The sequence below is a fragment of the Corallococcus silvisoli genome, from assembly GCF_009909145.1.
Lineage (GTDB): Bacteria > Myxococcota > Myxococcia > Myxococcales > Myxococcaceae > Corallococcus > Corallococcus silvisoli.
Window position 1 is genome coordinate 76,970 of record NZ_JAAAPJ010000007.1, and the last position, 12,325, is coordinate 89,294.

Annotated in this window: 8 protein-coding genes; 5 read left to right on the top strand and 3 right to left on the bottom strand. The window is 72.8% G+C overall.

The window, feature by feature from the left end; all coding sequences use genetic code 11:
• Positions 1-12 precede the first annotated feature (12 nt).
• The 3 genes from GTY96_RS14670 to GTY96_RS14680 all read left to right on the top strand — a co-directional run bounded on the left by GTY96_RS14670 (position 13) and on the right by GTY96_RS14680 (position 5,584).
• Positions 13-2,433 (top strand): ABC transporter permease, encoded by a 2,421-nt coding sequence (locus GTY96_RS14670; RefSeq protein WP_161665049.1) that lies wholly within the window; start codon positions 13-15, stop codon positions 2,431-2,433.
• A gap of 26 nt (positions 2,434-2,459) precedes the next feature.
• Complete coding sequence (locus tag GTY96_RS14675; protein WP_161665050.1) at positions 2,460-3,878, top strand: sigma-54-dependent transcriptional regulator; 1,419 nt, start codon at positions 2,460-2,462, stop codon at positions 3,876-3,878.
• A 353-nt stretch (positions 3,879-4,231) separates the two neighbouring features.
• Positions 4,232-5,584: a sensor histidine kinase gene (locus GTY96_RS14680; RefSeq protein WP_161665051.1), complete on the top strand. Its 1,353-nt coding sequence runs from the start codon at positions 4,232-4,234 to the stop codon at positions 5,582-5,584.
• On the opposite strand, the gene GTY96_RS14685 is transcribed toward GTY96_RS14680, so the two are convergent.
• The 3 genes from GTY96_RS14685 to GTY96_RS14695 form a co-directional block, all read right to left on the bottom strand.
• Positions 5,553-6,071, bottom strand: a complete 519-nt coding sequence (locus GTY96_RS14685) for a hypothetical protein (protein WP_161665052.1) — start codon at positions 6,069-6,071, stop codon at positions 5,553-5,555. The genes GTY96_RS14680 and GTY96_RS14685 overlap by 32 nt on opposite strands.
• A 143-nt stretch (positions 6,072-6,214) precedes the next feature.
• Positions 6,215-7,498, bottom strand: a complete 1,284-nt coding sequence (locus tag GTY96_RS14690) for a hypothetical protein (RefSeq protein ID WP_161665053.1) — start codon at positions 7,496-7,498, stop codon at positions 6,215-6,217.
• Position 7,499: 1 nt separating this feature from the next.
• Positions 7,500-10,277 carry a TonB-dependent receptor domain-containing protein gene (locus GTY96_RS14695; RefSeq protein ID WP_161665054.1) on the bottom strand — a complete coding sequence of 926 codons (2,778 nt, stop codon included), beginning with the start codon at positions 10,275-10,277 and terminating at the stop codon, positions 7,500-7,502.
• Between the two features lie 403 nt (positions 10,278-10,680).
• On the opposite strand from GTY96_RS14695, the gene GTY96_RS14700 reads away from it, so the two are divergent.
• Both GTY96_RS14700 and GTY96_RS14705 read left to right on the top strand, forming a co-directional pair.
• Positions 10,681-11,790, top strand: a complete 1,110-nt coding sequence (locus tag GTY96_RS14700; RefSeq protein WP_143903516.1) for a GRAS family protein — start codon at positions 10,681-10,683, stop codon at positions 11,788-11,790.
• A complete protein-coding gene (locus GTY96_RS14705; RefSeq protein WP_161665055.1) occupies positions 11,787-12,278 on the top strand; it encodes a CinA family protein in 492 nt (163 codons plus the stop codon). Before GTY96_RS14700 ends, GTY96_RS14705 begins: the two co-directional genes overlap by 4 nt.
• Positions 12,279-12,325 lie beyond the last annotated feature (47 nt).

Consider the following 12,325-nt stretch of genomic DNA (forward strand, 5'->3'; position numbering starts at 1 on the left):
CCCGGGAGCGCCATGGAACGCCTGCTCAACGACCTGCGCTACGCGTGGCGCTCCCTGCGCAACGCCCCCGGCTTCGTGGGGGTGGCGGTGCTGACGCTGGCGTTGGGCATTGGCGCGAACAGCGCGGTGTTCAGCGTGGTGAAGGGCGTGCTCCTGACGCCGCCGCCCTTCGCGCGGCCAGAGCAGCTGGTGCACCTGTCGAACAACTTCGACGCCTTTGGCCTCAAGGAGGTGTCCACCTCGTTGCAGGAGTACCGGGAATACGTCACGCACGCGCGGGCCTTCGCGTCGCTGGCGGCCTTCCGGCCCGACGACGTGACGCTCACCGGCACGGAGTCGCCCCGGCGCTTCCGCGTCGTCATCGCCACGGCCTCGTTCCTGACCACGCTGGGCGTCGCGCCAGTGCTCGGCCGCGACTTCACCGCGGAGGAGGAGACGCCGGGGCGGGACAAGGTGGTCCTCCTCACGGACTCCGCGTGGCGCACGCACTTCGCGAAGGATCCGGAGGTGCTGGGGCGAACGCTGCGGCTCGACGGGGAGTCGCGCACGGTGGTGGGCGTGCTGCCTCCGGGCGTGGCGTATCCGGAGGGCACGGAGCTGGTGCTGCCCTTCGCGCCCACGCCAGCGCAGCAGGAGGCGTCCCGGCGCGGCAACCGCTTCCTGTCCGTGCTGGCGCGGCTCAAGCCCGGGGTGACGGTGGACGCGGTGCGGGCGGACCTGGTGCGCCTGGGCAACGAGCGCGAACCCGACGTGGTGTCCCAGTATCGGGAGGCGGGCTGGTCCATCAGCGTGAAGACGCTGGAGGAGCAGGTGGTGGGCGGGGTGCGGGAGACGCTGTGGCTGCTCTGGGGCGCGGTGGGCTTCGTGCTGCTGGTGGCGTGCTCCAGCGTGGCCAACCTGCTGCTGGCGCGGGCGGTGGCCCGGAGCCGCGAGGTGTCCATCCGCGCGGCGCTGGGCGCGGGGCGGGGGCGGCTGGTGGCGCAGTTCCTCACGGAGAGCGTGGTGTTGTCGCTGGTGGCGGGGGCGCTGGGGTTGCTCCTGGCGCTGTGGGGCACGGACGCCCTGGTCGCGATGGTGGGCGAGGGCCTGCCGCGCGCCCACGGGGTGCGGCTGGACGTTCCCTCCGTGCTCTTCACGCTGGCGGTGTCGCTCTTCACGGGCGTGCTCTTCGGGCTGGTGCCCGCGCTCCAGGCGAGCCGCGCGGACCTGCACGTGGCGATGCGCGAAGGGTCCCGGTCCACGGGAGGACACCGCACGGGCCGGCTGCGCGCGGCGCTGGTGGTGGCCCAGGTGTCGCTCGCGCTGGTGCTGTTGGTGGGCGCGGGCCTGTTCGTGAAGAGCTTCCTCGCGCTCCAGGGCGTGGAGGCCGGCTTCCGCTCCGAGGGTGTGCTCACCGGACAGCTCGCGCTGCCCACGGTGACGTACCCGGACCGGGCGCGGCAGTCCGCCTTCCTGCGAGCCCTGCTGTCGAGGCTCCAGGGGCTGCCCGGCGTGGAGTCCGCGGGGCTCACGAACGTGCTCCCGCTGGGGGGCGCCATGGACAACAGCTTCGACATCGAGGGCCGCGCGCGGCAGCCCGGCGAGCTGTGGAAGGCGGTGGAGTTCCGCGCCGTCACGCAGGGCTACCTGCGGGCGTTGCGCGTCCCGCTGAGGCAGGGCCGGCTGCTGGAGGACGCGGACGGACCGGACGCGCCCTGGGCGGTGGTCATCAACCGGACCTGCGCGAACATCTTCTGGCCGAACGGCGACGCGGTGGGACACCGGATGAAGCTGCACGGCCAGGACATGCAGTGGGCCACGGTGGTGGGCGTGGTGGAGGACCTGCGCGAGTGGGGTCTGGACGCCCCGGTGCGCCCGGCCGCGTACTACGCCCTGTCGCAGCTTCCCTCCGGGTACCTGGGGCTGGCGGTGCGCGCGAAGTCGGGGGACCCGGAGTCGCTGCGCGCGCAGGTGGAGGCGGAGGTGCGCGCGGTGGACGGGGACCTGCCGCTGTTCGACGTGCGGCCCCTCACGCATCGGATGGATGAAGCCACGGGGCCCCGGCGGCTGTCGGCGCTGTTGATGGGGTTGTTCGCGGCCGGCGCGCTGCTGCTCGCGGCGCTGGGGTTGTCGGGCGTCATCGCCTTCTCGGTGGCGCAGCGCACGCGGGAGCTGGGCATCCGCATGGCGCTGGGCGCGGCGCGAGGGGACGTGCTCCGGCTGGTGTTGGGGCAGGGGTTGCGGCTGTCGCTCACGGGCGTGGCGGTGGGGCTCGTCCTGTCGCTGGGCCTGTCGCGGCTGCTGGGGTCGCTGTTGTACGGCGTGTCGGCGGACGACCCGTGGACCTTCGGCGGCGTGGCGCTGCTCCTGACGGGGGTGGCGCTGGGGGCGTCCTGGCTGCCTGCCCGCCGGGCGACGCGCGTGGACCCCATCATCGCGCTCCGGGCCGACTGACTCGCTTTCTGGCACATTCCTCCACCGTGGTGTCCCCCGTGTTCGATCCCGTTACCGCCCCGCCCCGCCCCGCCCGCATCCTCGTGGCCGACGACCAGCCGGACGTGCTGGAGGCGCTGCGGCTGCTCCTCAAGCGCGACGGCTACACCGTGGTGAGCGCCCAGTCCCCCGCGGGCGTGAAGGCCACGCTGGACGCCGAGGACGTGGAGCTGGTGTTGATGGACCTCAACTACGCGCGCGACACCACGTCCGGGCGCGAGGGCCTGGACCTGCTGGGGGAGCTGCGGGCGCGGGACGCGCTGTTGCCCGTGGTGGTGATGACGGCGTGGGGCAGCGTGGAGGGCGCGGTGGAGGCGATGCGCGCCGGGGCGCGCGACTACGTGCAGAAGCCGTGGGACAACACGCGCCTGCTGGCGACGCTGCGCACGCAACTGGAGCTGTCCCGTTCGTTGCGGCGCACCCGGCGGTTGGAGGAGGAGAACCAACACCTGCGACGCGAGCAGGGCGTGCGCTCTCCGCTGGTGGGCGAGTCGCGGGCGATGCAGCCGGTGCGCAGGCTCATCGAACGGGTGGCGCCGTCGGCCGCGCCGGTGCTCGTCACCGGGGAGCACGGTACGGGCAAGGAGGTGGTGGCGCGGATGCTCCACGCGGCGAGTCCCCGCGCGGACCGGGCCTTCGTCGCGGTGAACTCCGGGGGCCTGTCCGAGGGGGTCTTCGAGAGCGAGCTCTTCGGCCATGTGAAGGGGGCCTTCACGGACGCGAAGGCGGACCGCATCGGCTGCTTCGAGCTGGCGGACGGAGGCACGCTCTTCCTGGATGAGATTGGCAACATGCCGCTCACGCAGCAGGCGAAGCTGCTGCGGGTCCTCCAGACGGGGGAGCTGCACCCGGTGGGGTCGTCGCGCACGCGGCGCGTGGACGTGCGCGTGGTGAGCGCCACCAACGTGGACCTGGGCCGGGCGGTGATGGAGGGGCGGTTCCGCGAGGACCTGCTCTACCGGCTCAACACGGTGGAGGTGCAGCTGCCGCCGCTGAGGGCGCGGCGCGAGGACATCCCGCTGCTGGCCGCGCACTTCCTGGCGGCGCAGGGGCAGCGCTATGGCCGCTCCGGCATCCAGCTGGCGCCGGACGCGCTGGAGGCGCTGCTCGCGTATGCGTGGCCGGGCAACGTGCGCGAGCTGGAGCACGCGGTGGAGCGCGCGCTGCTGATGGCGGCGGGGGACCGGGTGGAGGTGGAGGACCTGCTGCTCAAGCGCTCGGGGCCCGCGGGGGTGGGGGCCGTGCGTCTGGAGGAGATGACGCTGGAGGAGGTGGAGCGCTACCTCATCGAGCGGTCGCTGGGCCGGCATGACGGCAACGTGAGCGAGGCGGCGAAGGCGCTGGGGTTGTCGCGCAGCGCGCTCTACCGGCGCCTCCAGTACTACGGAATCAAGGGCGCGCGGTGAAGCGCGGGTCACCAACGCCGCAGGGCCCAGGCGTCACGGAGACCGAGGTGGATCCCCGGCCATCAGCGCCGCAAGGCCCTGGCGTCACGGAGACCGAGGTGGATTCCCGGCCATCAGCGCCGCAAGGCCCTGGCGTCACGGAGACCGAGGTGGATCCCCGGCCATCAGCGCCGCAAGCCCCAGGCATCACAGCGCCCGATGTGGATCCCCACCCGCCCGCGCCGCAAGCTCCAGGCCTCACGGAGGTTGCGGTGGATCCCCGGCCATCAGCGCTGCAAGGCCCAGGCGTCAAGGAGTCCGCGGGGGCGCGCGGAGCCGGAACACCGACCGCCCCCGATGGCACGGACCGCCCAATGACGTGGAGGCTCCACGTCCCTCATGACCTACGGGTCACGGGTCTCGCGATCCTCGCGGGACTGCCCGCGGTCATCGTCGCGCTCTCGGTGCTGTGGACGGGGGACTTCGCCGCGAAGGTGCGCTGGACCCTGTCCGTGCTCGTGCTGGGCGTGCACGCGGGCGCCTGTCTGGCGATTCGCGAGCGCGTGGTGCGGCCGCTGCACACCGTCGCGGGCCTGCTGGCCGCGCTGCGCGAAGGTGACTACTCCGTGCGCGGCAAGGGCGAGCGCGCGGGCGACGCGCTGGGCGAGGTCCTCCTGGAGGTCAACGCCCTGGGCGACACCCTGCGCGAACAACGCCTGGGCGCGCTGGAGGCAGGCGCCCTGCTGGGCCAGGTGATGGAAGCCATCGACGTCGCCGTGCTGGCCTTCGACGCCTCCGGCACCCTGAAGCTGGTGAACCGCGCCGGCGCCCGCCTCGTCGGCCTCCCTCGCGCGCAGCTCCTGGGCCAGCCCGCGCGAGCGCTCGGGTGGAGCGACCTGCTCGAAGGGCCCGCGCCCCGCCGCCTCACGCGCGTCTTCGCGCAGCAGGACGGCGGCCCCTATGAGCTGTGGCGCGGAACCTTCCGCGAGGGCGGACAACCCCACCAGCTGGTCGTGCTCACCGACCTGCGTCTGGCCTTGCGCGAGGAGGAGCGCGAAGCCTGGCGCCGGCTCGTGCGCGTCCTCAGCCACGAAATCAACAACTCCCTCACCCCCATCCAGTCCATCGCGGATGCCCTCCGCGACACCGTGGCGCAGGTGCCGCGTCCCTCGGACTGGGAGGAGGACACCCGGCACGGGCTGGGCATCATCGCCCGCCGCGCCGAGGCCCTGGCGCGCTTCATGTCCGCGCACGCGAGGCTGGCCCGCCTGCCTCCGCCCATGCTCGGCCCGGTGGAGGTGGAGCCCTGGGTCCGGCGCGTGGTGGCGCTGGAGCCGCGCCGCTCCGTCGCCGTGCGTCCCGGCCCCGGCCTCACCCTGTCCGGCGACGGAGACCAGCTGGAGCAACTGCTCATCAACCTGGTCCGCAACGCGGTGGATGCCGTCCTGTCGAATGACGGAGGCACGGGCGGTGTCTGGGTCTCCTGGGCGGTGCACGTCCCCGGCGCCGTGGAGGTCTGGGTGGAGGATGAAGGCCCGGGCCTCGCGGACACCGCGAACCTCTTCGTGCCCTTCTTCACCACCAAGCCTCAAGGCAATGGCATCGGCCTCGCGCTCAGCCGGCAGATCGCCGAAGCCCACGGAGGCAGCCTGCGACTGGAGAACCGCACCGACGGCAGGGGCTGCCGCGCACGCCTCAGGCTCCCGCTGGACGCTCCTCGCGCGTGAAGTCCTTCTTCGCGTCCGCGGGCTCGGACGCCTCCGCCCCCGTGCAAGCACCCTCCAGCTCCGGGACGGGCGCGGCCAGCCGGTAGAGCAGCGCCGTGGCCGACCAGAAGAACAGCACGGTGAAGCCCACGTGCACCCAGCGCATCCCCGGCCACTGCTGGAGCGCGGAGGGCAAGACCTCCGCCGTGACGAAGCTCCCCAGCCACTGTCCCAGCCAGCACAGCGCCGTGACCCACGCCACCCGTTGCCAAGAGGCCACCCGCGAGGGCCCGAAGGCATACCGGTGCAGCGCCCACAACACGCCCACCCCGCAGCCCCACAGTCCCAGGCGGACGAGCGAGAACCCCTGGCGTGCAGACCCCAGGGGGTTGTGTTCCAACACCCCCAGGCTCGGCGCCAGGATGAGCACCTGCACCAGCAGCACCCGGCGCACCCGCTCCGTCAGTCCCTTGAGGAGCTGCCCATACGTCCAGGTCAGCGCAATCATGGGCCCTCCTCGGGCACACGTGGTGCGGTGCTGCACGAGAAGAACGGTGTAGCCTTTATTTCTTGATTTATTTGATTGGGAGGGTGGCCTGGGCTCCGCTCAACCCAAGCAATCTCCAGGGTTTGGCTGGGACCCTGCAAAGACTATTCAAAAATGGACACCTCGGAGAGTGTATAGAACTCAGCGGGTTGGGTGCTGCCATCGTAGGTAAGGGTTTCCACGGAGAGCCGGACGAAGCGCGTGGGGCCCGCATCCTCAAGCGTCACGTCCTTGAAGACAGGCGCCTTGGGACCCAGGCCCAGCGGGCCGTCGCCATAGGGGGAATCCCCACCGGTGGATTCGACGTAGGCGCTGTACTGCGCGGAGCGCAGGAGCTTCTCCCGCGAATCCAGGTCCCGCAGGACGACGCGCGCCAGCCGCTGCCAGTGCTCGCCGTCCGGGCTCCCCTCCAGGACGAGCCAATCCTTGCCTTCAAAGCCTTGCAGGTACTTGAGCCCCCGCACCACCGCGTGGCGGGGCCGTGCGGGGCGGGGGAGGGTGATGACGAGGCTGAACGCTCGGGGGTCGGTCTCCTTCTCGAAGAAGTCCACCGGGGTGAGCCGGCCATCGGTCCAGGGGCAGACGTCCGGGAAGGACGGCTCGCACGTGGCGTCGCGGCTGATGGGGCGCAGGCTTCCCTCGGGCAGGGGGGCGGCGCCGGTGCGCCACTCCAACTGGAACTGCACGGAGCTGTTCTCTCCGCCCAGGGGGGAGAACAGCCAGGAGCCCACGCTGGCGGCGCGCAGCTGGACCTGGGGCGCGGTGAAGTCCTCCAGCACGTAGGGGCCCGGCGACCACGGTGACGTCATGCCCGCCTCGCGCCACAGCAGCGCGCCGCCGGACGTGAGCCACAGCAGGGGCTCCGGGACGGTGGGCAGGAGGGGCTCCTCGTCTTCGAGGTTGTCGCCGACGCCCACCTTCAAGACCGTCGCCGTCTCGGGCAGCGGGAGCGCGGGGGGCGCGGGAGGGAAGGCCACGGCGGGGCCCTGGGCGCCGTCCTCCACGCGCGGGTGGGCGTCCCAGGGCTGGAGCGTGGGCAGCTCCACGTCGTCGTCCATGAAGAACGCGAGCGAGGCGCCGCTTCCATCCGGCTCCAGCGGCAGCGCCAGCCGCAGCCGGCTGTATTGCCAGGAGTCGCGCGCCGTGCCCACGGCGTCGCCGTAGAGCATCTCGAGCGCGTAGTCGCCGGTGGACTCGGTGGTGGTGGTGCTCAGGGGGGCGAAGCCGTCGCCGCCCTGGCGTTCGAGCGTCAGCGTCGCTCCGGCGCGCGGCGCGCCGTCCCGCTGGAGCGCGCGGCCATAGGCGAAGACGGGGTCTTCGGGATAGCGCTCGCAGCCGGCGGTGACGAAGGCCAGGAGCCCCAGGGAGGTGACGAGTGAGCGGCGCATGTCAGTAGGTCGCCTTGAGCCCGAGCAGCGGGAGGATGACGGGGATGCGGATGGGGTCCTTCACCGGTGTTTCACCCAGGCCATCGTCGGACCCGCCGCCCTTCGTCAGGTAGTCGTAGGCGATGACCTCCTGCTGCGCGGACAGGTTGAGCACGTCGAGCGACGCGTCCAGCGTGAAGTCCTGGTAGGCCCATGACTTCGCGATGCGCGCGTCCACGCGGAAGAACGGCGCCAGCCGGCCCGTGCGGTCCAAGTCCTGCCGCACCCATTCGTGCGAGCCGTCGTCGTTCGTCACCCAGCGCTGCGTCTGCGAGGTGCTCTGCCCCGTCTCCGGCCGGCCGGTGTTGAAGTGCACCACCGTGCCCACGGTCCAGTTGTTGCCGAACTTGTAGCTGAGCGCGGCGTTGAACGTGTGGGCCTGTTCGAAGGCGAAGGGCAGCGTGCCGTCCACCATGCCCTGCACCTGGTTGTCGTCACCGACGCGGGCGAAGCGCGCCTTCCGCTTGCTCTGCAGGAAGCTGTAGGACACCCAGCCGAACCAGTGGCGCCCCAGCGGGTGGCGGGCCATCAGGTCGAAGCCGTAGGCGTAGCCGGTGGTGGCGGGATCCGAGCCCAGGCTGCCCCGGCGCCGGCGGTTCTCCGCCACGTCCGCCAGGTCGAACTCCACCGCGCGGGACAGCGGGTTGAAGTACGCGTCCGCGCTCAGCTCCAGGCCCTCGAAGGCCCTCCACTCCGCGCCCACGTCGAGCTGCGCGCCGGACTGGAGGCCGTACCGCAGGCTCGCGGTGTCCACGGCGGGCACGTGCACCAGCACGGTGGGCGGCTGGTGGTACAGGCCCGCGCCACCCTTGAGCGTGAGCGTGTCCGTCAGCGTGTGGCGCACGGCGAGGCGCGGCTCCACCGCGGTGAACGTCATGCCCGGCACCAGGTGGTACGCGTCCACGCGCAGGCCCGGCGTCACCACCCACCGGTCGGAGGGCTTCCAGGTGACGGACGCGTACGCGCCGGAGAAGGTGGCGAGCGCGCTGGGCTTCTTGAGCGGATCCGCGTCGTCATCTCCGGGACGCCAGCCCGGCGGCCGCGCGGTGCCGGTGAGGGTGGTGGCGGAGCGGCGGTGCTCCACGTCCGCGCCCACGGCCACCTCCAGCGTGGCATCCAGCGCGCGGCGCCACCCGGTCCGCGCCGCGACGCTCACCTGGGTCAGGCCGTATTCGCCCACCTCCCGGCGGACCAGGGCGTTGCCCACGCGCTGGGTCTGCTCGCCGGTGAGGCCCAGCCCGTCCCAGCCCAGCGTCACCCCGACCTCGCCCTCGCCCTGGGCCACCGGGTGCGTGCCGCGCAGGTCGACGCGGTGGAAGCGCGAGGTGACGCCGCCGCCATCCGCGCCCAACGTCTCGGGGGGAGAGATGCCCACGTCGTCGGAGCTGCCCAGCGCGAACAGGCGCAGCCGGCCCTGGCCCACCTTCTGTTCGATGCGCGCCTGGTAGTCCCAGAAGCCCGCGCGCAGCCGCTCCGCGTCCGGGCGCTGGAGCGCGTTCGCCGCCAGCGCGATGAGCAGCGCGGAGTAGCTGAAGCGGCCGGCCAGGCTGACGCTGGTGCCGGTGGAGGCGAAGGGCTGCTCGATGAAGCCGCCCGCGTTGAGCAGGTCCGCGTACGCGGTGAAGTGCAGCCGGTCCTCGCGCGGACGGCTGAGGCGGCCCTCCACCGCGCCGCCCAGCACGCGGCCGTACTGCACCGGCGGCGCGCCCGGGTAGAAGTCCACGGTGTCGATGAAGTCCGGGTGCACCACCGCGGGCCCGAGCAGCAGGTGGTACAGCATCGGGATGCGCACGCCGTCCAGGAAGAAGCCGGTGGCGGCGGGCTGGCTGCCGCGCACCACCGGGTAGCTGATGCCCGACGCGAGGCTGCCCACGCCCGGCATCAACATCACCACGCGGAAGGGGTCGCCCAGCGTGCCGGGCACCTCGCGGATCTCCTGCTCGTGCAGGCTGATGCGGGTGACCTCGGTGCGCGGGCGCTCGTCGCGCACCACCGTCTCGTAGGGGTTCACCTCGCGCGGCTGGAGCCGGTAGACGACCTGGAGGGTCTGGCCTCGCGCCAGCGTCTCTTGGAACACCGTCGTCGCGTGGCCCGGCGCGCGGACCTCCAGCGCGTGCGCGCCCGGCGTCACGTCCACCGCGAAGAGGCCTCGCGCATCCGTGGTGGCCGCGGGCTCCTGCGCGCCGTCCAGGAAGAGGGCCGCGTCGGGCAGGGGCCTGCGCGTGCCGCGGGCGCGCACCTCGCCGGAGAGGCGCGTCGTGGAGGCGGGGACCTGCACCGGCGGCGTGAAGCGGTAGACGAAGGGCAGGCGCACCGCCACCGGGACACCGCCCAGCGTGGCCGGGGTGAAGCGAAGGCCCGGGGCGGCGGCGAGCGCCGCATCCGTGAGGCGCGGCTCGGCGGCGGCGCGCACCACCTGGAGCTCCGCCACGCGGCCCTCCACGTCCACCAGCAGCTCCAGCGCCACCTCGCCCGGCGTGCCCTCCAGCCCCTCCGGCCACGCGGCGGGTGCGTCGGCGGTGAGGGTGGGGGGCACGAGCGTCGCGTCGCCCGCGTCCGGGGAGAGGCCCAGGCGGGCGGCGTCCTCGGCGGAGAGGGTCGTCCCCGCGTCGGTGACGTGGACGTCCGCCTCCCACTGGCGGGGTTCGCTGGTGGCGGAGGGCACGCCCTGTGCGAGCGCGGAGGTCCCGAGCAGCAACACGAGGGCCGGCAGCACGAGACCGGCACGGGAGAATGACATGGGTGTCTGCTTCAACACCTGCCCCCCACGAAGCTGTCACCGGGGGCTCCCGGGGAGATGGCGCCGCTGTGCGGATTCATGGCTTCGGCTCGTGCCGTCTCGGAAAGGTCCCCCGGCCCAGGGTCGAAGACGGTCCGACGACTCCATACGGCCCGTGAGGGCGCTTCGCGCAGTGTTTTTTCGAACGAGGTGCCTGGGACCAGGGGCCCGCTGACGCCAGCGCCTGGCCGTCCTCGGCATTCCTCGCATGTTTCACCAGTCCGTCCGCGAGTGCGGCAGCGCTGTGCACACGCTCACGCGGAGGAGGGACCGAGGTGCCTCCCCCTGGAGCCGCGAACGGAGCGGTCGTTACACTTTTTCATGTCGAATGGAAGCCATGGCCAGGCTTCACGGGGGAGGGCGCATGCGCACGCCGAAGGATGAACTGCTGCTCCAGGCGATGGATCATGCGTTGTCAGCGCGGACGGTGGAGGCGGTGGAGACGCTGGCGACGCTCTACCGGTTGCTGGATGTGGAGCGGGTGCGCGAGGACGAAAGCTACGCGGTCTTCGCCACGGCGCTGTCGCGCAGGTTGGAGGGCGCGACGGGCGCGCTGCATCCGTACCGGGCCTCGGAGGTGGATGGAGGCGCGCCGCAGATTGAGTTGTTCCGGCGGTTGATGAAGCACCTGCCGCTGGCGTCGGCGGCGGACGCGGTGGCGAACACGCTGCTGGCGGACTTCCTCCGGGGTCACGCGGAGGCGACGCTGCTGGATGTGGGCATCGGCCAGGGGCGCCAGGAGTGCGGCCTGCTGCGCGCGCTGGCGAAGGCGGGGGCGCTGCCGAGACACCTGACGGTGGTGGGCGTGGAGCCCAGCGGGAGCAGCCTGAGGGAGGCGCGCGGCGCGGTGCTGGCGGTGGCGGAGGAGGTGGGGCTGTCGCTGGAGTTCGTGGCGGTGGAGTCGCTGGTGGAGGACCTGGATCCGGCGATGTGGGCGGCGCTGCGCGGGGTGCGCCGGCCGCTGGTGGTGAACGCGGCGTTCGCGCTGCACCACGTGGCGGAGCGGGAGCCCTGGGCGGGCGAGGCGCGCGACGCGGTGCTGGCGTCGCTGGCGTCACTGGCGCCCGTGGGGGTGGTGTTGTGCGAGCCGCACGTGGACCATCACCGCGCCCCGGCGCGTGAGCGGCTGGTCAACGCGTGGCATCACTTCTCCCGCGTGTTCCGGTTGCTGGATACGCTGGAGGTGCCGAGCGCGGAGCGGCGCGCCATCAAGCGGTTCTTCGGCCGGGAGGTGGATGACATCGTGGGCACGGTGAACGAGTCGGAGCGCTGCGAGCGCCACGAGCTCTCCACGGCCTGGTGGGAGCGGCTCTTGCGCGCGGGCTTCATGCCGCGAGGCGGGATGGGGGCGGTGCGTCCCGAAGGCATCCACCCGGCGGTGGGGCTGCGCGCGGAGGCGGGCACGGTGGGCATCACCTTCCAGGGCGACGTGCTGGTGGCGGTGCTGGGGGCGGTGCCCCGGGAGTGGCCATGAGCGAGCTGGAGGAGCTGGCGCCGCGGGTCATCGCGCGCTGCCGGGAGCGGGAGGTGCGGCTGGTGTTCGCGGAGGCGTGCACGGGCGGGCTGATGACGGCGGCGCTGACGGAGGTGCCGGGGGCGTCGGCGGTGGTGGAGCGCGCGTTCGTGCCGTACTCGAACGAGTCGAAGGGCGAGCAGCTGGGGGTACCGCTGGCGCTGCTCCAGGCGCACGGGTCGGTGAGCGCGGAGGTGGCGGGGGCGATGGCGGCGGGGGCGCTGGAGCGCTCGTGGGCGGACTGGGCGGTGGCGGAGACGGGCATCGCGGGGCCCGGAGGCGGCACGGAGGCCAAGCCGGTGGGGCTGGTGTTCATCGCGGTACAGCGGCGGGGGAGGGCGCCGGTGGTGGAGCGCCACCAGTTCAAGGGAGACCGGCGGCAGGTGCGTCAGGCCGCGGCGGCGCGGGGCCTGGCGGTCCTTCTGGCGCGGCTGGGCGTGGAGTCCTGAACAGGGGGCTCGTTCCGTGGGCCGTTGGCACGTGCGAGCCGGATGCG